Source organism: Pseudomonas berkeleyensis, assembly GCF_014109765.1.
Lineage (GTDB): Bacteria > Pseudomonadota > Gammaproteobacteria > Pseudomonadales > Pseudomonadaceae > Aquipseudomonas > Aquipseudomonas berkeleyensis.
On record NZ_CP059139.1, the window covers coordinates 732,826 to 754,103 of the forward strand.

The window sequence follows — 21,278 nt, forward strand, 5'->3', positions numbered from 1 at the left end:
TGACCCAGGGCGCGTATCATCCGTCAAACCGCGCTACGACTCCAGCCTTGACTGCCTGCCGGTAGCGCGGATATCCCGGAAGAACGGGGCGTGTTGCCGACGCTATTCCACCAGAAGCTGGTCGACGCGCTGGAACCCGCGCGGCAGCTTGTTGCCACGGCGGCCGCGCTCGCCCTTGTAGTGCTCCAGGTCGTCGGCTTTGAGTGTCAGGGTACGCTTCCCGGCCTGCAAAACCAAACTGGCGCCGCTGGGCAGCACGGCCAGATCGGTCAGATACTCCTCACGCGAGGCCACACGTTCGCCAGGAATACCGATGATCTTGTTGCCCTTGCCTTTACCCAGTTGCGGTAGATCCGTGACCTTGAACAGCAGCAGACGACCCTCGGTGGTCACTGCGGCCAGCCAATCGTCTTCCAGATTCGTTACTGGTTTGGGGGCAACGACCTTGGCGCCATTGGGCAGGCTCAGTAGCGCTTTACCCGCTTTGTTCTTGGCTTGCAGATCCTCGCCCTTGACCACGAAACCGTAGCCGGCATCGGAGGCAATGACGTACAGGGCACTGTCTTCCGGCAGCATTACGCATTCGAAGGTGGCGCCCGGCGGCGGTGTCAGGCGGCCGGTCAGCGGTTCGCCCTGGCCACGGGCCGATGGCAGCGAGTGGGCTGCCAGCGAGTAGCTGCGCCCGCTGGAGTCGATGAACACGGCGTACTGATTGGAGCGGCCTGGTGCGGCGGCCTTGAAGCCGTCGCCGGCCTTGTAGGACAGGCCGGTGGCGTCGATGTCATGGCCCTTGGCGCAGCGTACCCAGCCTTTTTCCGAGAGCACCACGGTGACCGGTTCGGTCGGCATCAGCTCGGTTTCCGACAGGGCCTTGGCTTCGGCGCGGGCGACGATCGGCGAGCGGCGGTCATCGCCGTACTTCTCGGCGTCCTCGATGATTTCCTTGCGCACCAGCTTCTTCAGCTTGGCTTCGCTGCCGAGCAGAGCCAGCAGTTTCTCGCGTTCCTTGGCCAGTTCGTCCTGCTCGCCACGGATCTTCATTTCTTCCAGGCGTGCCAATTGGCGCAGGCGGGTGTCGAGGATGTAGTCGGCCTGCACGTCGGTGAGGCCAAAGGTGTCCATCAGCACCGGCTTGGGCGAATCCTCGGTGCGAATGATGCGAATGACTTCATCGAGGTTGAGGAAGGCGATCAGCAAGCCTTCCAACAGGTGCAGGCGTTTCTCCACCTTGTCCAGGCGGAACTGCAGGCGGCGGCGCACGGTGCCGACGCGGTACACCAGCCATTCGCTGAGCAGGGTGCGCAGATCCTTGACCTGCGGCTTGCCGTCGAGGCCGATGACGTTGGTGTTGACCCGGTAGCTGGACTCCAGATCGGTGGTGGCGAACAGGTGGGTCATCAGTTCGTCGGCATCGACGCGGTTGGAGCGTGGGATGATGACGATGCGGGTCGGGTTCTCATGATCCGACTCGTCACGCAGGTCGGCGACCATTGGCAGCTTCTTGGCCTGCATCTGTGCGGCGATCTGCTCCAGCACCTTGGCGCCGGAAACCTGATGGGGCAACGCGGTGACGACGATGTCGCCGTCTTCCACGCGATAGACGGCGCGCATGCGCACCGAGCCACGACCGGTCTCGTAGATCTTCAGCAGGTCAGCCTTGGGTGTGATGACCTCGGCTTCGGTAGGGAAGTCCGGGCCTTGGATATGTTCGCAGAGCTGCTCGACGGTGGCACCGGGCTCGTCCAGCAGGCGCACGCAGGCGGCGGCGACTTCGCGCAGGTTATGCGGCGGCACATCGGTGGCCATGCCCACGGCGATACCGGTAGTGCCGTTGAGCAGCAGGTTGGGCAGACGTGCCGGCAGGGTCGCCGGCTCGTTCATCGTGCCGTCGAAGTTCGGTACCCAGTCGACGGTGCCCTGGCCGAGTTCGGTGAGCAGCACTTCCGAGTAACGCGACAGACGCGCTTCGGTATAGCGCATGGCAGCGAAGGACTTGGGATCGTCCGGCGCACCCCAGTTGCCCTGGCCGTCGACCAGCGTGTAGCGGTAGCTGAACGGCTGCGCCATCAGCACCATGGCTTCGTAGCAGGCGCTGTCACCGTGCGGGTGGAACTTGCCGAGCACGTCACCGACGGTACGGGCGGATTTCTTGTGCTTGGAGTCGGCGTCCAGGCCCAATTCGCTCATGGCATAGACGATGCGGCGCTGCACGGGTTTCAGGCCGTCGCCGATGTGCGGCAGGGCGCGATCCATGATCACGTACATGGAGTAGTTGAGATAAGCCTGCTCGGTGAAATCGGCGAGTGACCGGCGTTCAACGCCTTCCAGGCTCAAATCGAGGGATTCGCTCATGCGGGCCTCATTGCAAGGTTGATTGGCGCAGCACCAGGGTGCCGCCCTTTTGACTGAATTCGAGTTGTTTCAGGGCGCTCATGCCCAGCAGCACTTCGTCGCCGTCCATGCCGGGGGCGATCAATGCTGCGACGTCACGCAGTTCGATATCGCCCAGGCGCAGGCTGTCCAGGCGTGTACGGTGCCCGGTGGCACGGCCGTTGGCGGTGCTGATGATGATCGGCGCACCACGTTGCAGGCCAAGACGTTCGGCCACTGCGCTCGGTATCGCAACCTGAGTGGCGCCGGTGTCGAGCAGAAAGGTCACGTCATGCCCATCGATCTGGCCATTGACCACGTAATGCCCCTGCCGGCTGCTGGCCAGGCTCACTTCGACGAAACCATCACCATGCACCGACTGCGGTATCTGGTTGGGGTTGCGCTGGCTATCTTCCCAGTTTCCGAAGAAGTGCGTGGCCAGCAGCAGGCCGGCGCCCCAGGCGAGCACCAGCATGACTCGTCCGGCACGACGACCAGGTGCCTGTTCGCTCACGGACGCCGGCTCCAGCCGCCCTTGGGCGCAGCGAAACGCCAGACGATGGGGCGCTCTTCGCCATCGGCGCGGGTCTGGCTGCCATTGTCGACGCCAATCCAGGCACCTTCCTTGTCGACCCACAGCGCTTCGGCCATGCCGTAGTTCGGCGTGTAGCGGCGTGGCTCCGTCAAGGCTTCGGCTGCGAATGACCAGCAGATTTCTGCTACGCCATCGCTCAGCGTGCGTCGGCAGACGCGATGCGCCTGACGCTCGAGGGTAAAGAGTTTCTCCTCGAAGTAGGCCAGGCCGGAGAAGTCGCGCGGTGCCATATGGCCGCCCAGGGCTTCTGGAGAAGCCTCGGTACCGCTTTCGCTGTTCAGCACGCAGCCCCCGGTGCAGCGCCAGCTGCTGCCGCGACGATGCAATACGGCGAGGCCGCGGCGGCGCTGTTCGGCGGCTAGCCACAGGCGATCACCTGTCGGGTCGATGGCAATGCCCTCGAAACCCTGATTGAAGTGCAGCAGCATACCGCTGGCGCGTGCCTGGCGAACCAGCCCGCTGGGCAGGTTGAGCCACTGTGCGCTGCCATTGCTGGCGATTTGCAGCACGGTGGCGCGGGTTTCGCTGACCAGGTAGCGATTGCCCTGCGCGTCGCAGGATATGCCCTCGAAATCCAGCTTGCCGCCACGCACCAGGCTGGCAGCCCAGTTGCGCATGCGCAGGCCCCAGGGCAGGGCGCTCTCGGGTGGCTCGGGGGGGATGAAGGTTTCCGCTTCGGCGCGTAGCAGGCCCTCTTCGCGATGCAGTTGATAGATGCGGTCGTCATCGCGGTCGGACACTGCCCACAACGTTTCGCCGCACATGGCCAGGCCCGACAGGTTGCCACTGGGCATTTCCGTCACCGGGTATTCCGCCTGCAGCTTCAGCTCTTCCAGCACTACTGGCTCGGCGTTCGCGGCGCCAGCCAACAGACCGAGTGCAAGGAGGTGATTGCGCATCAGGCCAGTACCTCGGCCAGGTTACCCTTGGTTTCCAGCCAGCTCTTGCGGTCGCCAGCGCGTTTTTTCGCCAGCAGCATGTCCATCACTTCGCGGGTGCCTTCGAAGTCTTCCAGCGTGAGTTGCACCAGGCGCCGCGTATTGGGATCCATGGTGGTTTCGCGCAGTTGTGGCGGGTTCATCTCGCCGAGACCCTTGAAGCGGGTGACCTGCGGTTTGCCGCGGCGCTTTTCGGCTACCAGGCGATCGAGGATGCCGTCGCGCTCGGCGTCGTCCAGGGCGTAGAAGATCTCCTTGCCCAGGTCGATGCGGTACAGCGGCGGCATCGCCACGTAGACGTGACCGGCATCCACCAGCGGGCGGAAGTGACGGACGAACAGGGCGCAGAGCAGGGTGGCGATGTGCAGGCCGTCGGAGTCGGCATCGGCGAGGATGCAGATCTTGCCGTAGCGCAGCCCGCTGAGGTCGCTGGAGCCAGGATCGATACCGATGGCCACGGCGATGTCGTGCACTTCCTGGCTGGCCAGCACTTCGCTGCCATCGACTTCCCAGGTGTTCAGGATCTTGCCGCGCAGCGGCATGATCGCCTGGAATTCCTTGTCGCGCGCCTGCTTGGCGCTGCCGCCGGCGGAGTCACCCTCGACCAGGAACAGCTCGCAGCGCAGCGGGTTCTGGCCCGCGCAGTCGGCCAGCTTGCCGGGCAGTGCCGGGCCCTGGGTGATTTTCTTGCGCTCGACCTTCTTGCCGGCCTTGAGGCGGCGGCCAGCGTTGCTGATTGCTAGTTCGGCCAGTGCCAGGCCGGTTTCCGGGTTGGCGTTGAGCCACAGGCTGAAGGCATCCTTGACGACGCCGGAGACGAATGCGGCCGCCTCGCGCGAGGACAGACGCTCCTTGGTCTGCCCGGAGAACTGGGCGTCCTGCATCTTCATCGAGAGGACGAAGGCGATACGTTCCCAGACGTCTTCCGGGGCCAGCTTGACCCCGCGTGGCAGCAGGTTGCGGAACTCGCAGAACTCGCGCATGGCGTCGAGCAGGCCCTGACGCAGGCCGTTGACGTGGGTGCCGCCCTGCGCGGTGGGAATCAGGTTGACGTAGCTTTCCTGCACCGCGTCGCCGCCTTCGGGCAGCCACAGCAGCGCCCAGTCCACGGCTTCCTTGTTGCCGGCCAATGCGCCACAGAATGGCTCTGCAGGCAGGCGCTCGAACTCGCTGACGGCATCGACCAGGTAGGAACGCAGGCCGTCCTCGTAGTGCCATTCGACCTTCTCGCCGGAGGCCTTGTCTTCGAAGCTGACGTTCAGGCCTGGGCACAGTACGGCCTTGGCCTTGAGCACGTGCTTGAGGCGGCTGATGGAAAACTTGAAGGAGTCGAAATACTTGGCGTCCGGCCAGAAGTGCACGCTGGTGCCGGTGTTGCGTTTGCCCACCGTGCCGATGACTTCCAGCTCGCTGGCCTTGAAGCCATCGGCGAAGCTCATCTGGTATTCGTTGCCGTCGCGTTTGACGGTGACCACCACGCGAGTCGACAGGGCATTGACCACGCTGATGCCGACGCCGTGCAGACCGCCGGAGAACTGGTAGTTCTTGTTGCTGAACTTGCCGCCGGCGTGCAGCTTGGTGAGGATCAGTTCGACACCCGGCACGCCTTCTTCCGGGTGGATGTCCACCGGCATGCCACGGCCATCGTCGAGCACTTCCAGGGAGTTGTCCTCATGGAGGATCACCTGGATCGATTTGGCATGGCCGGCCAGGGCTTCGTCGACGCTGTTGTCGATGACTTCCTGAGCCAGGTGGTTGGGGCGTGTCGTGTCGGTGTACATGCCCGGGCGCTTGCGCACCGGGTCGAGGCCGGAAAGGACTTCGATGGCGTCTGCGTTATAGGCGTTCTGCTGGGCCATAGGGTCTCTTGTTCGTCAATTGAATGCGGAAAAGTCGATATCGCGCCAGAGTGTGGCGTTAATACCGGCAAAAGCGAAGAGTATCGGAAGGCGTTCGGCGAAGCCTTGGAAACCATGGTCGCCACCCGCCTGGATGCGCAGCGCGCAGGCGCGGTAGTAGCGCTCGGCGTCGCGGTAGTCGAGGGTCTCGTCGGCGGTCTGTAGCCAGACCTGATAGCGAGTCGTGTCGGTGGGCGGCGCAACGTCGAATTCAGCCAGGGCATCGACGTGATCCTGGGTGAGCTCCCAGGTTTCATCGCTGTAGTAGTTCTTCTGCGGCCCCAGATAACCGTCGAAACGCAGGTGCGGTCTTACGGCCGGGTTGATCAGCAGTGCCTTGAGGCCATGTTGCTCGGCCAGGTAGGTGGCGTAATAACCGCCCAGGGAACTGCCCACCAGAAGTGGCGAACCCAGCTCGCTGACAAGTGTTTGCAACTGGGCCATTGCCTGGCGCGGATGGTGATGCAGGGGCGGCACGCGCAGTTGCTCTGCCAGGCCCAGATGGGCCATGGCGCGGCTCAACTGGCTGGCCTTGTGCGAGGCTGGCGAGCTGTTCAGCCCATGTATATAGAGGATGGATGCGGTCATGGAGCGGGAGGCTACTCGTCCGGGGCCTCAAGCTGCAAGCTTCAAGCTGATTGGGGGTATGTCAGTAACCCTTGACGCTGTAATCCACTTCGAAATGGATGCCGGTGACACGTGATACGCCGGTCTCCAGCGTGCCGTCGGCATGCAGGCGCAGCCAACGGTAACCGGGGGCTTCGTTACTGACCTGGAAGTCTTCGCTACCCGGCGTGAACTGCACGCAGGTCGAGGGCGAGGCGAGCAGGCGCAGGTTACCGCGCATCTGGTCGAACTCCTGATGGATATGCCCCCAGAGCACCGCGCGCGCCTGTGGGTGGCGGCCCAAGATGGCGAACAGCACATCGGCGTTGCGCAGGCCAATGGGCTCCATCCATTTGCAGCCGATGGACACCGGGTGGTGGTGCAGGCAAATCAGGTGATGGCGTTGCGGGGCTTCGCTCAGGGCGCGTTCGAGCAGTTCGAGCTGGTTGTCGGCGAGGAAGCCGGGCACTGCGCCAGGGATCGAGGAGTCGAGCATGACGATGCGCCAGGCGCCGAGGTCGATTACCGGCTCCAGTAGCGGGCTGCCTTTACAGGCTGACTGCATGGGTGGCGTTTCGTCATGGTTGCCGGCCAGCCAGCGGCTAGGCGCACCGATGCCGCTGATGAGCTGACGAAAGCGCTGATAGGAGGCTTCGCTGCCATCCTGCGAAAGATCGCCCGTGGCCAGGATCAGGTCGATCTGCGGCTGTTCCTGCAGTACCCGTTCGATCACCCGTTGCAGGCTGTCGCGGGTATCCATGCCCAGCAGCTTGCCGTCCGCTTCGGCGAACAGATGACTGTCGGATAGCTGCACCAGCAGAACCGAGTGATTCGTGGATGGGGTGGACAGGCTCGGCAAGACCATCTCCTAAGGCATTATCGAGTGAATTATGGTGGTTGCCGCGGCAAAGGGAAAACCCGGCAAGCGGACGCAGATCACAGAAAAAAACGCCGAGGGCATTTTTTGCGCACCTTCGCGCTGATCCTTGTGAGTTGGAGGCAAGAACAGCGTACGGGGCGCTATCGGCAGGGGGGGGAGAAAGCTTGATCGCTTGTCGTAAGGTGTTATATCACCGGCTGTGGTTCGTGACCGCAGGCCAGGCAATGACTGAGCCATTCGCCGAGGAACAGATTGAGCTGGCTCTTTTCGTCCGGCTGATGCATGGCGGCGTTGGGGTAGGGGTAGCGAATGTGCAGGCGCCGGGCGTTCTCGGCGCTCACCACCTCGGCCATGCGGGCGTCGTGGTACACCCGTACCTCCAACTGCGGCACCGGCAGCCAGGGCAGGCTGTGTTCCTGGCGTACACGCAGCGTCGTGGTGTAAGGGCAACTCTCCAGCACATCTAGGGCCAGCACGCCGAGCAAGTGTTCGCCCTGGCTCAGGGCGACGCGGCGGCTCTCGGTGTGCTCACGCATGCGCGGTAGCAGGCGCATCAGGCGCGCATAATTGGCTTCGCAAGCCGCTTGCAGCTCGACCAGGTCGACCCGATAGCGCTCGCGCAGCAGATTCACGACCACATTCCCCGCACTTCTTCGCGGTTCAGGGCCAGCCACTGCAGGGCAATGATGCTGGCAGCATTGTCGATGCGTCCGTCGCGTACCGCGCTCAGAGCGTCCTCCAATGCCATCACCTGCACACGGATGTCTTCGCCTTCTTCGGCCAGGCCATGTACGCCGCCGGCACCTTCGCTGCTGCAGCGGCCGACGAACAAGTGCACGCGCTCGTTGGAACCGCCTGGCGACGGGAAGTACTGGGTGATCGGCCACAGAGAGGTGAGCGTCAGGTCGGCTTCCTCGATGGCTTCGCGGCGCGCAACCTCCTCAGGCTCTTCGTCCTTGTCGATCAGGCCTGCCACCAGCTCCAGCAACCAAGGATTGGCGACCTTCTCCATGGCACCCACGCGAAACTGCTCGATCAGCACCACTTCATCACGTTGTGGATCATAGGGCAGCACGCACACGGCATCGTGGCGCACGAACAATTCACGGGTGAGTTGCGGGCCCATGCCTCCAGCGTACTGACGATGGCGCAGCTTGATCCGTTCAAGGCGATAGAACCCGCGGAAGCAGGTCTCGCGCTCGATGATGTCGACCGCATCAGCGTCGGGCTTGAAGGTTTCGCTCATTGTGTTTCCCCCACTGCAGGCGCGCTGGAATACGCGCCTTACAACATCCTAGCGCGCCTGCGGCGTGGAAACAGCCCCCTGATCAGCGCCCCTGTTCGATACGTGTCTCGCCACCGGAGCGAATCGTTGTGGCGCTGCTGCCCTTCTGGCTGCCCACGTTCACCGAGGCTGCTGCCGAGCTGCCGCCGCTCTCTTCGCCCTCCTTGTCCTTGCTGGCCTTGGCCGAGAAGCCTGCCTGTACGCCCACTTCGGACGAGCTGCTCTCGGCTGACTCCATGCGCACCTGGCCGCCAGCGGACAGATTGGTATCGCCTGTCGACTGCACCTGAGTGCCTTGCAGCGTAGTGTCGCCGCCGGAGGTTACCGTGACGTTGCCGCCGGAGTTGATCGAGCCTGTGCGTGCCTGGTTCGAGTTGCTGCGACTCAGACCGCCACCTATGGAGCCTTCGCCGCTCTGCTCGCCTTCGCCGTCATCGGAGGCGGAAACGCTCAGCGACAGGTTGTTCGACGAACTGCTGGAGGTATCACGCGCCGCCGCGAACTCGACGTTGCCGCCGGCTCCGATGGTCGTGTCGCCACCGCTGTTGAGTTCCGTTCCTTCGAAGCGTGCATCGCCCGTGGTGCTGATGTTCAGCTTGCCGCCAGCATTGAGGCTCGCAGTACGGGCGGTGGAGGTGTTTTCCTTGGCGTTCTCTGCCTCGAGGCCCGCTTCGACGCTGGCGCCGTCGGTACCGACCTTCACCTCCGCGTTCAGCGACTTGCTGCTGCTCGAACTGCTGCTGGTGTCGCGAGCGGCCTGGATATCCAGCGAGCCGGCCTGGATATTGATGTCCTCACCAGCTTCGAAGCTGGTACCGACCAGCGTGGTATTCTCCGTGGAACTGGAGGAGATGCTGCCGCCGGCCTTGAAGCGGCTGGTGACGGCGGTGCTGGATTGCTCGGAGGCCTTGTTGTCTTCGCCCTCCACCGATGCCTTGGCGCCGTAACCGGTGCCGGCGCTGGCGCCTTCATCGGTGCTGGCCTTGGCTTCGGCGCCGACATAGGCACCCACGCGGGCGTCGTGGCTGTAAGAGCTTTCCGACGAGTAACTCTGATCCGACACCGCCTCGTCGCGAATCTCGCGGGCGGACTGGCTGATATTGCCGGCCGCTTCGACCTGGGTGCCCTGGTCGACGATGGTGTTCTGCGCGGTGCGGTTGAAGTTGCCGCCGGAGGTGAAGCTGTTGGTCACCTGGGTGATCGAGGTGCTGCTGTTGTTGGATTTTTCGGTCGCCTGGCGCACACCAGCGCTGGCTTCGGCACTGGCGCTGGCCGATGCTTTGGCCTGGCCGTTCTTGTCGACGCCGGCTTCGGTGCTGGCCTCGGCACTGGCACCCACATAGAGGCCGGCAGTGTGGGTTTCGGCACTGCTGCTGCTGGTGCTGATGTCCTGAGCGGCGACGTTGCGGATGTCCTGCGCTTCGATGTTCATGTCGCCGCCGGACGATACCTGGGCACCCTGGAAGGTAGCGGTGTCGCTGGCCTTGAGGTTCATGTTGCCGCCGGACTTCAGGCTCGATGCGCTATTGACCAGGTCGTAGCTGGAGGACTGCTCACGCTCGTGGCGGGCGCCGGCCGTGGCGGTGGTTTCAGCCTTGGCTTCGGCTTTTGCATTGCCGGTACCATCGCTGTTGGCATTGGCCGAGGCCTCGGCGCCAGCCTTGGAGTCGACGTAGATGCCGATCGAGGTGCGCGTGGTGTTGCTCTCGCTCCAGCTTTCATTGCGCCCGGTGAGCACGTTGATGTCTTTCGCATCAACATCCAGATCGCCGCCGGCTTCGACGTTGGAGCCTTGAACCGTCACGGCCCCTTCACTGCGCATCGACAGGTTGCCGCCAACATTGAGATTGGACGCCACACTGGTGTTGCTGCCGGTGTTGGTCACCGTGGTGCTGGTTTCCGCCAGCTTGACGTTGGTGCTGTTGTTGGCGCTGGCCTGGGCGCTGGCACTGGCACCCTGACGACTGGCTGCGGTCTCGGTGCCGGCCGATGCCCCGGAGGAGCTATCGATCTTGAGGAACGTAGTGGTCTCAACCTTGGTGTCGGTACGGCGTTCGTCGAGACCGTCGAGGATAGCGATGCCTTGCTTGCCGTCGAGGCTGGCATCACCGCCGATATTGACTTCCGAGCCCTGCACGACGATCTGCTCGCTGGCCTTGACGTTGGCGTTGCCGCCGACGTTGAGCGTGGAGCCGACGTTGGTGCCGGTGAAGTCGTTGACAGTGGTCTTCTGGCTGCCATACAGGCCGCCACCGACGCCAAGGCCGGACTTCGAGGTTTGGGTATCGACGGTCAGCTTGTCCTGACGGGCAACGACGTTGAAGTTGCCATCGGCCTCGGCATCCAGGTCGCCGCCAACATTGACCTCGCTGCCGGCGATGGTGGTGTCGCCACCGCTGCGGGTCTTCAGATCACCCTTGATGTTCAGGCCGGAGCCGATGTTGGTCTCGCTGCTGACCGAGGTGCGGGTGCTGCTGGAACTGAGGAATCCGCCGCTCTCGGTGTAGCTGGTGGTGGTGTTCTTGTCGACGATGGTGTCGACGGTGATGTCGCCACCGGCATTCAGCGAGGCATTGCCTTGTGAGCTGATATCGGCACCGATCACTTCGATGTTGCGCGCCGCGTCCAGGCTCATATCACTGGTGGACTGGATGCTGCCGGTCTTGCCGATAGCGGTGGTGTAGGTGGTGCCGTCGCCCTGGCCGACGGCCAGGGTTTCGTTGCGGATGCTGCCCTCGGTGGACTTCAGATCGACATTGCCGCCCTTGATAGTGCCGCTGGTATTGGTGATGTCGCCACGGGTTTCCACCGTCAGGCTGCCGCTGCCGGAGATGGTGCCGCCGGTGTTGCTCAGGCCTTCGCCGCTGATGCGGGTGTCACGTGCGGCGATCACCGCGCCCGCCTCGAGTGCTGCCACAGTGCTGGCGGCCAGGTAGACCTTGGGTACGAGAACTTTCTGACCTTCGACGACGGACTCTTCCATCCAGACGATGTCTTCGGTCAACCCTGCCAATTGCGCGGCGGTCGGGGTCTTGCCGAATTCCAGGCCGAGTGACTTGCCCTGGGCATAGGCCTGATCCATCAGGCGTTTCATCTGATCCGCTTCGTTGTCATAGCCGGCGATCACGTTGTTGTTTGTCTGTTGGATCAATTGCTGCCGTATCAGGTAAGCCTCGTAGTTGGCATCGCCCAGGCGCGTTTGCACGGTGTCCGGGTTGAAGCCATAGCGCTCGGCCAGGTAATCGGAGCCGACGAAGTTCGAGCCCACGGCGAAGTTCGGGTTGGTTTCCACCAGGTATTTGGCACCCGGCGTTTTGTTGGGGACGTAGTAGCCGTTGGGGTTGGTCGGCAGCGTGATGCTCGGAGCACCGATGCCAGGATTGTTGACGCTGGTGCCTAGCTGGCTGCCGAGGCGGGCCTTGCCCTCATCCTCCGGCCAGGGCGAGCCGACGTTCTCCAGCGTGCCACTGGTGAAGTTCAGGCTGGTGGCGTAGATGCCGGCACCGCTGCGGCCGATCACTTCGGCGTCACTGAAGACGCCCCCGCGGATGCCCTCTGCATAGGCTTGGCTATCGGGTACGCGTTCCCATCCCCAGCCGGGATTCCAGTCGCCCCAACTGGTGCCGTCGTCGTCAGGACTGTTGGGCAGCCCGTCGTCACGACCCACACAGTTTGCCGGGCCGCCGTCATAGCAGAAACGATCGGGGTCGACACGAACCCAGCCAACACTGCCGTCATCGTTATCGATCCAGCGCAGCACCTTGGTGTAGTGGTAGAGCGCCAGTTCTTCGTTGCGGAAGGTGCCGCTGCCGCCGATCTCGACATTGGCTGCGGAGATGACGCCGACCTTGTTCTGGCCGCTGTTGCCATAGTCGATGGTCAGCTTGCTGCCGGCACCATTGGAGATGATCTGGGCTTTCTGCAGCGCCTGTAGCTGGGTCAGGGTCAGGCCGACCAGTTGCTCGTTGTAGGTGTACTGGACGTCATACATCCAGGCATCGATGCCCTTGCAGATGCCCAGAAAACACCCGGAGTTGGCGATCTTGTCTGAGCTGATGACGTTGCCATAGGTCGGCGAACCATCCTGTTTGGTCAGGCTACCACCGCTCCACAGGGTTTCGTTGACGAACGACTGGCTGGCCTTGATGTGGATATCGCCAACGCCGACGACGGCGCCGTTGTTGATGAAGCGCGCACTGTCGGTGGCCATGCTGCCGTTGCTGTCGACAGTGCCGCTGCTATGGTTCTGCACCTTGTCGCCAGCCTTCAGCGACAGATGCTCGCCAGCGTAGAAGGCTCCTGAGTTGTCGATATTGGTAGTGGCCTCCAGGCTCAGTTCCTGTAGTGACGACAGGCCGGCGGTACTGGTGTTGTTGATCGAACGTGCCTCGACCTTGAGGTCGCCGCCCGCATGCAGCACGTTGCTGTTGGTCAGACTACCACCGGCCTTGATCTGGCCCGCTGTGGCGCCGAGCAGCTTGCCGGCATTGTCGATGGCGCCGATCGCTGTCACGTCGTAGTCGCCGACACTCTTGATCTCGGTGTTGCTGCCTGTGTTCAGGGCCGCGGCGGAGTCGAGCTTCAGCTTGCCGTTGCTTTGTACCTTGGCATCGTTCAGGCGCAGGTTGCCGCTGGTGGTGGTCAGCGTCAGGGACTTGCCGGTCGCCTGGGCATCGGCACCGCTGTAGAGGTTGGCCCCATCGTTCACCGTCAGGCTGGCGGCACGGATGGCCAGGTCGTCGCCGGCGCCCCAGGTGCTGCCGGTGATCTGTGTGCTGTCGGTGGTTTCGATACGCGCATCACGCCCGGCGTAACGCTTGTCGCCCGTGCCACTGTCGTTGAGGCTGGCGGCGGTCAGGGTGAGGTCGCGACTGGCGGTCAGGGTCGACTCGTCCAGCACCACTTGGCCTGCCTGGGCCGTGATGACCATGTCGCGCTTGGCGGTCAACTGGGTGCTCTCGCCTTCGACGCGAATCGATTCGCCGGAGGTCGAGCTGCTCAGTGTGATATCGCGTTCGGCGCTGATGCGCGTGTTGATTTCGATCTTGCCCGATGCGCTGAGCACGAAGTCATCGGCGCTGGCCGCCGCTTCGCCGCGCATGCGCACGCCGACGCCGTTCTCTGTGGCCAGTAACTGAATGCGGTTGGCGTACATGCCGCCCAGGGCGGTGGAGTCGATGGCGTACAACGGCGTATCGCCGGTTGGAGCCTGAGCCGTGGTGCTGCGGTCGGCATAGCCGTAGGTGTTGCTGCCGGCCACCACGGCCACGTCCTGGCCGTTGATCTGGCCATCGATCTTCACCGAGCGTGCCACCAGATCCAGCACTTTCTGGTTGCGGCCATCGAGGCCGGTGCCTTCGACCAGGATGTCACCCCGGTTGACGTTGAAACCGGCCACGCGGCCGTCGCCACCGATGGTGGGTACACCGGTGGTCAGGGTGGCACGGTCGGTGTTGATGAAGCCGCAGCCCGAGCAGGTGATGCCGTAGGGGTTGGCCACGATCACGTCGGCCTTGCCGCCGACCACCTCGGTGTAGCCCTTGAGCGAAGAACGATTGGGCGCGACCACTTCGTTGAGGATCACCCGCGCTTCGTTGGTCAGGTTGACGTTGGGCACGATCTGCCCGCCGAGCTGCGATTGCAGCGCGCCGGCACGGGTCAGTGCCGAGTTGTTATTGAGAATCTGGCCGCTCGGATCGACGTTGTAGTGGATGTAGCGGTTGTGCGAGACACCGGCCTTGTTGGCGGTGGCTATGTCGATGACCTGGACGCCGTTCGGCGCCTGGAAGACTTGGGTATTACCGCTGGCAACCTCGACGCCGGCTGCATGTACCGAGCCGACGAAGATCGAAGCGCCAAGTGCGCTGAGTGCGAACAGGCCAACCGAGCCCACTGGGCCGCGACCCGAGCCGCTGGCGCTGCGGCCACCGCTGCCGACGTTCTCCGCCACCACCATGAAGGCGTTGCGAACCCTGTTCCAGACGATGCGATAAATATGGTTCATGTCATCTTCCTTCAGAGGGAAAGGCTGAGGCTGAAGGCCAGGGTGTCGCCCTGATCCGTTTCATATTTGGGGGAGTCGAGCGGGTGCGCCAGCGTCAGGTTGAGGTTGACCGGGCCGGTCATGACGCCCACGCCGAGTGAGGCGCTGCTGAGGTCGCCAGCGGATTCGTTCTCGCGGTTCCAGGCTTTGCCGTAATCGAGTCCGACGAAGGGGCGCAGCAGCGCAGGGCGGCCATTGGGCAGGCTGAAGCGATGGGTCAGGGCCAGCTCGTTGCGCCAGTAGTAACCGTGATCGCCGGCAATCGACTCCTCGTTGAAACCGCGCACCGTGTAGAGGCTGCCGAGGGAGATGCGCTCCGAGCCGTAGAGCACGTCGCGGGCATGCTGGCCGCTGAACTGGCTGTTGAAGCTCAGCTCCTGGTTAAGCAGTTCGAAGGGGCGGTAGTAGCCGAACCCGTACTTGTATTTGGTGAATTGCGCGCGTGGTGCCCAGTCGGGCAGGTTGGAGGCGTCCTTGAGCGAACTGAACAGGTGCAGGCCACGGGCCAAGCCAAGGTTCAGGCTGAGGGCGCCGCCGAGTACGCGCGTGGTGTAGCTGGAGTCGAGGTCGAATACGCTCAGGCGGCGGCTGCTGACCTCCAGCAGGATGTCTTCGAGGTAGTTGCCCTGTTCTTTCTGGGTCAGTGCGCCAGACAGGTTCCATTGGCCGGACTGGCCGCGCCAGAGCACGCGATCCATCTGCAGGGTGTAGGTCTGCGAATCGCCGTTGGTTTTCAGCTTGGTGCCACTGGGGGCTTTCAGCAGGCTGGCGTACTCGGAATCGGAGAGGCTCAGGCTGAAGGTGTTGTAGCCCCAGGGCAGGACGTAGGTCAGGTTGTTGAAATAGGACGAGCGTTTGCCGCTTTCGTAGGGCTGGGCGCGGCGGTGGGTCAGGCTGAGGAAGTCGTTGAAGCCCAGCAGGTTGTCCAACCCCAGGTTGACCCCCAGCTGATTGCGACCGGTAGCCTTCTGACCGTTGTTGTCATACGTGAGATTCAGGTGGTACGGCTGCCCCGGATCGTTGTTGAAGCGCACCAGGCTGTCGCCTGGCTGGGTGCCTGGCAGGATTTCCATGGTGGCGTTGTTCGACGACAGGCGATTGATCTGATCCAGCGCCTGCTCCAGGTCACGCAGGTTGAGCGGTTCGCCGACCTTGCCGGGAAACACGTTGCCGGGTGAGATGGAGCGCTTGTCACCATCGTTGATGTCGATGCGCTCGAGTTGGCCTTCTTCGACTTCGATGATCAAGGTGCCCTGGCTCAGATCCTGGCCTGGCAGGTAGGCGCGTGCGGCCACGTAGCCACGTGTCATGTACGCGGCGGTGACGTCGGCCAGCAGTTGCTCGATCTCGGCGACGCCCAGACAGCGGCCTTGATAGCTCTCCTGAATGTCGCGACGAACGCGCTCGGGCAGCTGTTCGGCGTTCTGAATCTCGACCACGCTGATGTCCCGGCAAGCTGCCGAGTCGCGTGGGCGGGGCGTAGGTGGCACTACTTGCAGGCGAGTGGGGGGCTGATCCGATTGCAGATCCTGCAGGCGCTGCTGCTGGATACGTTGGTTCATCTCGTTCTGCAGGCGTTCGGCCTGGCGTGCCGCGGCCTCCACATCACTGGGCGTCTGCGCCAAGGCGGTTGCGCTGGTGGAGCTGAGCAGCAGGATGAACAGACCGTTAAGCAGCGTGGAGGTCGATTGGCGTGTACGTGAAGCGGTTGTGGAGGGCATGCCGGAAAAGCGGCATGAGGGGACGTGGAGATTCGGCATGGCAGACCCGCTCGCTCGTACTACAAGAGTGATGGCAATTTGCGATGAGTCTATTGGTCTTTGGTAGCGGGGGGCTGAGCAAATCTGAGCAGTAGTTGATTATTCTGCTTGGTTATTGAATGGCTGGGGTTTTCGGCAGACGCAGACGGAAGCAGACGCCCTGCTCACCGCCTGCCGAGAGCAGGGTCACGTCGCCGCCGAGCATTTCGCTGATGCGTTTCACCAGATACAGACCCAGCCCCGCGCCTGTAGCGTGTTTGGCGTTCTGTCCGCGAAAGTATTTGCGGAACAGACGTTCCCGCTCGTGCGCGGGAATCTTGCTGGATACGTTGCAGATGTCGATGAGAAGGAAGTCGCCGTCTTCATTGACCTCGACTTCGACGGTTTCATCGCTGGGCGAATGGCGGTCGGCATTGGCCAGCAGGTTACGCAGGGCAATATGTAACAGGCCCACATCGGTGACGAGCCCTTCGGGCCGGTAGTTGAAGCGATTACGAATCCTGCCCGGTGCGAAGTCGCCGCTGAGCTCATGCAGCAGTACGGGCAAATTGTAAGGCGCGTGCTTCAACTCGACGATCGACTCGCTCATGCGGTCGTCGTTCAGGTATTCGTCGACCAGTGCCAGCAGGCGCGAGGCCGCGTCGCGTATCTGCTGGCAGCGCTCAGTATTCTTCGGTGTCTGTGGCGGTGTGCTCTGTTCGATGCGCTGCGACAGGGTGGTGATGATCGCCAGTGGCGTGCGGAATTCGTGAGACACCATGGCGACGAAGTCCTGTTGCTCGGTGCGCACGCGTTGTTCGAGCTCCAGCGCATTGCGCAGTTCCTGTTCGAGCAACTCGCGACGGTGTATCTCCTTGCGCAGGTCAGCGGTGCGCTGTTCCACTTCACGGGTCAGTTCCTGGCTGTGCTGCTGAGCCATGTTGGCGGCACGGTTGGCCTGCCAGCGTTCGCGCGAGCGGCGCTTGCGCTCGTAGCGAGCGATCAGCCACAGGCTCAGCAGAATCATGTGCAGCATGGTGGCGATCGTCGTCGCCAGTTCGGTTCCCGGGTTGACCGGCAGGTAGCCAAGGTTGCGCAGGAAGCCGATCAGCAATCCTGCATAGAAGACGCCGAACGCCAGGGCAAAGAACCTGGCATGTCGATAACCGCGTATCAGCAGCCGGATGCACATGCCGCTGAAGCCGACCATCATCACCAGACCCAGGAGCAGAACCGGCACTACGCTCAGGGCGTACTGGTTGAGCAGGGCCATGCTCAGGCAATAGAGCGCTGCGACCTTGATGGCGTGATCCATCCACCGGCTGGTTCGTGGATAGAGTATCGGCATGCCCAACTGCTGCATCGATACGCGAAATCCGACCAGCAGGTTGCAGGCGAAACCGGCCCCGAGGATGCGATCGCTCCATGTCACGGGCAGGCCGCTGATCTGTTGAATCAGCCCCAGGCTCAAGACTTCGTTGAGCAGGCTGAGGCTGACGTATAAGAGAAACAGGCCGCTCATCTTGCTACGGGTTGTAGCCCAGAAGATCGCGTGCAGGCCGATCAGCAGCAGGTAGAATCCGAAATGCAGGCCGAAGAACAGGCCCTCGCGTCGAGAGTTGTCATCGAAGGCCAGGCGCTGCCAGATCTCCACGCGCGTCGCCAGCGAGTTCTTGCTTTCAAGCCTGATGAGCAATGTATGTTGGCCCGCCTCTGTCGGCTCGAACGGGATCACTGCACTGCGGTAGTCGACAGGCCACTCGCTGCGAGACACGTTCTCGCCGCTGAGCCCGAGCAGCTGCCAGCCGCTGGGGCGCCAGATGTAGATGCGCACATCGTCCAGTAGCGCGTTGCTCAGATGGAGCATCCATCCACCTGGAAGGGGTTGGGGAACGTCCAGTTGCAAGCGCAGCCAATAGGTGTCTGGCGTATAGCCGGCATTGAGGTTGCTGGGCAGTTTCTGCCACCCTTGCGCGGCATTCGCCTGGGCGACATCGAGCTGTCCACCCGGGTCTGCCAGGCCCTCGAGGTAACCTGCGGTACTGAACATCGGTTTGGTATCGTCCAGGTGCAACGCGGCAGCCTGCAGCGTCGACGGCAACAACAGGATGAGCAGCAATAGCAGAGGAGGGAGTCTGAACATGCCTGGGGGTGAGGAGTCTCAAGGCTTGAGGATCATGGGCGGCAGGGCTATGAAGCCGCCAGTGAATGAGTTTGGCAAGTATGATCGATCTGATTTTTCTCGAAGACGACCCCGTGCTGGGGGCTGAGCTTGCCGATTTTCTCGGTGAGATCGGCTATCGCGTGACCTTCGTGACCTCCCTGGCGGAATTCGACGCGGCCTTCGAGGCCGGACGCCATCGCCTGGCGGTGATTGATGTTGGCCTGCCTGATGGCAGTGGTCTGGCGCTGATCGAGCAGTTGCGCAACGCTGGGGATCGGCTTGGTGTGGTGGTCTTCAGCGCACGCGGCTCCACCCTGGACAAGATCGAAGGACTGGGTATCGGTGCAGATCATTACCTCGCCAAGGGGTGTGACCTGGGAGAACTCTCCGCAACCCTGGAAGCGTTGTGCCGCCGTCTGGAGTTGAGCCACAGCCAGCTGGCATGGTGCCTGGAAATCGGCCCGCGCCGCCTGCGTCTGCCTGATGGCTCGCAGGTGTCGCTGTCACAACAGGATATGCTGGTGCTGCGTTGTCTGATGGCTGCTCCCGGTGAAAGCATCAGTCGTCGGCAGATCATCCAGGCACTGGGCGGCGATTACCTGAGCTACGACCAGCGGCGTCTGGATACTCAGATGAAGCGGTTGAGGCGCAAGGTGTTGGACAACGCAGGAACGGAGTTGCCCATCAAGACCCTGCGTAACAGTGGTTACTGCTTCTATGGCGGGGCGTCGGTGCGATCCTGAAAGAAAAAGCCCCTTTGCATGAAAGGGGCTTTGGCAGGCTGATCGTCAGACCTGTCGGTAAATCACCGCGCCTTCTTCCTTGAAGCGCTCGGACTGCTCGGCGAAGCCAGCCTCGATGGCCTTCTGTTCGTCGGTCAGTCCATTTTCCTTGGCGTATTCACGCACTTCCTGAGTGATCTTCATCGAGCAGAACTTCGGTCCGCACATGGAGCAGAAATGTGCCACCTTGGCCGATTCCTTGGGCAGCGTCTCATCATGGAATGCGCGCGCGGTGTCCGGGTCGAGGCCGAGGTTGAACTGGTCTTCCCAGCGGAACTCGAAGCGCGCCTTGGACAGTGCGTTGTCGCGGATCTGCGCGCCGGGATGCCCCTTGGCCAAGTCGGCAGCGTGCGCGGCGATCTTGTAGGTGATGATGCCGGTCTTGACGTCATCCTTGTTCGGCAGGCCCAGGTGCTCCTTGGGCGTGACGTAGCAGAGCATGGCGCAACCGAACCAGCCGATCATCGCCGCACCGATGCCGCTGGTGATGTGGTCATAGCCCGGCGCGATATCGGTGGTCAGCGGGCCGAGGGTGTAGAACGGCGCCTCGTCGCAGCATTCGAGCTGCTTGTCCATGTTTTCCTTGATCAGTTGCATCGGCACATGGCCAGGGCCTTCGATCATGCACTGCACGTCGTGCTTCCAGGCGATCTTGGTCAGCTCGCCGAGGGTTTCCAGTTCACCGAACTGTGCGGCGTCGTTGGCGTCGGCAATCGAGCCGGGGCGCAGGCCATCACCCAGAGAGAAGGACACGTCGTAGGCCTTCATGATTTCGCAGATGTCTTCGAAATGGGTGTAGAGGAAGTTTTCCTTGTGATGCGCCAGGCACCACTTGGCCATGATCGAGCCGCCACGGCTGACGATGCCGGTGACGCGCTTGGCGGTCAGCGGCACATAGCGCAGCAGCACGCCGGCGTGGATGGTGAAATAGTCGACGCCTTGTTCGGCCTGCTCGATCAGGGTGTCGCGGAACAGCTCCCAGGTCAGGTCTTCGGCAATGCCGCCGACTTTCTCCAGTGCCTGGTAGATCGGCACGGTACCGATCGGTACCGGCGAGTTGCGGATGATCCACTCGCGGGTTTCGTGAATGTGCTTACCGGTGGACAGATCCATCACGGTGTCCGAGCCCCAGCGGATGCCCCAGGTCAGCTTGGCCACTTCTTCCTCGATGGAGGAACCCAGCGCCGAGTTGCCGATGTTGCCGTTGATCTTCACCAGGAAGTTGCGGCCGATGATCATCGGCTCCAGCTCCACGTGGTTGATGTTGGCCGGGATGATGGCGCGGCCACGGGCGACTTCGCTGCGCACGAACTCCGGGGTGATCTCTTTCGGGATGGCGGCGCCGAAGCTGTGGCCAGTGTGTTGTTCGTTGAGCAGGCCGGCTTCACGGGCCTCGGCCAGCTTCATGTTTTCGCGGATGGCGATGTATTCCATCTCAGGCGTGATGATGCCCTTCTTGGCGTAGTGCATCTGGCTGACGTTATGCCCGGCCTTGGCCCGCCGCGGATTGCGCACGTGGGCGAAGCGCATCTTAGTCAGCTCGGCATCGTTCAGGCGGCGCTGGCCGAACTCGGAAGACAGGCCCGGCAGTTTCTCGGTATCACCGCGATCTTCGATCCAGGCGCTACGCACATCGGCCAGGCCCTTGCGCACATCGATGGTGACGTTCGGGTCGGTGTAGGGGCCGGAGGTATCGTAGACGGTGACAGGCGCGTTGATCTCGCCGCCGAAGTCGGTCGGGGTGACGTCCAGGCTGATCTCACGCATCGGCACGCGAATGTCCGGGCGTGAGCCCTGTACATAGACTTTCTGCGAACGGGGGAAGGGCTTTACCGACTGTTGATCGACCTGTGCAGATTCACTCAGGTTCTTTTGTTGTTGTGCGCTCATCAAGGCTCTCTCCGGGATGGTTGTCGGAGCAGAACCTGAAAAGAGGAGGGGCGAAGGCGCACCACTGGCGGTGCCGAGAGGACTCGCC

At 62.7% G+C, this 21,278-nt stretch carries 13 protein-coding genes; 1 reads left to right on the forward strand and 12 read right to left on the reverse strand.

What is annotated here, in order from left to right:
• Nucleotides 1-102: 102 nt before the first annotated feature.
• The 11 genes from parC to HS968_RS03460 all read right to left on the reverse strand — a co-directional run bounded on the left by parC (nt 103) and on the right by HS968_RS03460 (nt 18,497).
• Nucleotides 103-2,352, reverse strand: coding sequence for a DNA topoisomerase IV subunit A (gene parC, locus HS968_RS03410; RefSeq protein WP_182370154.1), 2,250 nt, complete (start codon nt 2,350-2,352; stop codon nt 103-105).
• Nucleotides 2,353-2,359: 7 nt separating this feature from the next.
• A complete protein-coding gene (locus HS968_RS03415) occupies nt 2,360-2,884 on the reverse strand; it encodes a retropepsin-like aspartic protease family protein (RefSeq protein ID WP_182370155.1) in 525 nt (174 codons plus the stop codon).
• Nucleotides 2,881-3,864, reverse strand: a complete 984-nt coding sequence (locus HS968_RS03420; RefSeq protein ID WP_182370156.1) for an esterase-like activity of phytase family protein — start codon at nt 3,862-3,864, stop codon at nt 2,881-2,883. Before HS968_RS03420 ends, HS968_RS03415 begins: the two co-directional genes overlap by 4 nt.
• Nucleotides 3,864-5,762 (reverse strand): DNA topoisomerase IV subunit B, encoded by a 1,899-nt coding sequence (parE, locus tag HS968_RS03425; RefSeq protein ID WP_119692035.1) that lies wholly within the window; start codon nt 5,760-5,762, stop codon nt 3,864-3,866. Before parE ends, HS968_RS03420 begins: the two co-directional genes overlap by 1 nt.
• A 15-nt stretch (nt 5,763-5,777) precedes the next feature.
• Nucleotides 5,778-6,389 (reverse strand): YqiA/YcfP family alpha/beta fold hydrolase, encoded by a 612-nt coding sequence (locus HS968_RS03430; RefSeq protein WP_179623733.1) that lies wholly within the window; start codon nt 6,387-6,389, stop codon nt 5,778-5,780.
• A gap of 61 nt (nt 6,390-6,450) precedes the next feature.
• Entirely contained in the window at nt 6,451-7,266 is an 816-nt protein-coding gene (gene cpdA / locus HS968_RS03435; protein ID WP_182370157.1) for a 3',5'-cyclic-AMP phosphodiesterase, read from the reverse strand.
• A gap of 206 nt (nt 7,267-7,472) precedes the next feature.
• Nucleotides 7,473-7,925 (reverse strand): DUF1249 domain-containing protein, encoded by a 453-nt coding sequence (locus HS968_RS03440; RefSeq protein ID WP_119692033.1) that lies wholly within the window; start codon nt 7,923-7,925, stop codon nt 7,473-7,475.
• Nucleotides 7,916-8,533 (reverse strand): NUDIX domain-containing protein, encoded by a 618-nt coding sequence (locus tag HS968_RS03445; RefSeq protein WP_182370158.1) that lies wholly within the window; start codon nt 8,531-8,533, stop codon nt 7,916-7,918. The genes HS968_RS03440 and HS968_RS03445 overlap by 10 nt, the downstream gene beginning before the upstream one ends.
• 82 nt (nt 8,534-8,615) lie before the next feature.
• Entirely contained in the window at nt 8,616-14,576 is a 5,961-nt protein-coding gene (locus tag HS968_RS03450; protein ID WP_182370159.1) for a hemagglutinin repeat-containing protein, read from the reverse strand.
• An 11-nt stretch (nt 14,577-14,587) separates the two neighbouring features.
• On the reverse strand, nt 14,588-16,336 hold the full coding sequence (locus HS968_RS03455) for a ShlB/FhaC/HecB family hemolysin secretion/activation protein (protein ID WP_182370160.1): 1,749 nt from the start codon (nt 16,334-16,336) through the stop codon (nt 14,588-14,590).
• A 151-nt stretch (nt 16,337-16,487) separates the two neighbouring features.
• A complete protein-coding gene (locus tag HS968_RS03460; RefSeq protein ID WP_182370161.1) occupies nt 16,488-18,497 on the reverse strand; it encodes a sensor histidine kinase in 2,010 nt (669 codons plus the stop codon).
• Nucleotides 18,498-18,577: 80 nt separating this feature from the next.
• Between HS968_RS03460 and HS968_RS03465 the strand changes: the two genes are divergently transcribed.
• Nucleotides 18,578-19,261 (forward strand): response regulator transcription factor, encoded by a 684-nt coding sequence (locus HS968_RS03465; RefSeq protein WP_119692028.1) that lies wholly within the window; start codon nt 18,578-18,580, stop codon nt 19,259-19,261.
• Nucleotides 19,262-19,306: 45 nt separating this feature from the next.
• On the opposite strand, the gene thiC is transcribed toward HS968_RS03465, so the two are convergent.
• Nucleotides 19,307-21,190, reverse strand: a complete 1,884-nt coding sequence (thiC, locus tag HS968_RS03470; protein WP_182370162.1) for a phosphomethylpyrimidine synthase ThiC — start codon at nt 21,188-21,190, stop codon at nt 19,307-19,309.
• Nucleotides 21,191-21,278 lie beyond the last annotated feature (88 nt).

Excerpts from the sequence above, each read along its gene's own strand:
- HS968_RS03430 (WP_179623733.1), bottom strand. The coding sequence starts at position 6,389 with ATGACCGCATCCATCCTCTATATACATGGGCTGAACAGCTCGCCAGCC.
- parC (WP_182370154.1), bottom strand. The coding sequence starts at position 2,352 with ATGAGCGAATCCCTCGATTTGAGCCTGGAAGGCGTTGAACGCCGGTCA.
- HS968_RS03450 (WP_182370159.1), bottom strand. The coding sequence starts at position 14,576 with ATGAACCATATTTATCGCATCGTCTGGAACAGGGTTCGCAACGCCTTC.
- HS968_RS03465 (WP_119692028.1), top strand. The coding sequence starts at position 18,578 with ATGATCGATCTGATTTTTCTCGAAGACGACCCCGTGCTGGGGGCTGAG.
- HS968_RS03455 (WP_182370160.1), bottom strand. The coding sequence starts at position 16,336 with ATGCCCTCCACAACCGCTTCACGTACACGCCAATCGACCTCCACGCTG.
- HS968_RS03420 (WP_182370156.1), bottom strand. The coding sequence starts at position 3,864 with ATGCGCAATCACCTCCTTGCACTCGGTCTGTTGGCTGGCGCCGCGAAC.
- HS968_RS03460 (WP_182370161.1), bottom strand. The coding sequence starts at position 18,497 with ATGTTCAGACTCCCTCCTCTGCTATTGCTGCTCATCCTGTTGTTGCCG.
- HS968_RS03445 (WP_182370158.1), bottom strand. The coding sequence starts at position 8,533 with ATGAGCGAAACCTTCAAGCCCGACGCTGATGCGGTCGACATCATCGAG.
- parE (WP_119692035.1), bottom strand. The coding sequence starts at position 5,762 with ATGGCCCAGCAGAACGCCTATAACGCAGACGCCATCGAAGTCCTTTCC.
- thiC (WP_182370162.1), bottom strand. The coding sequence starts at position 21,190 with ATGAGCGCACAACAACAAAAGAACCTGAGTGAATCTGCACAGGTCGAT.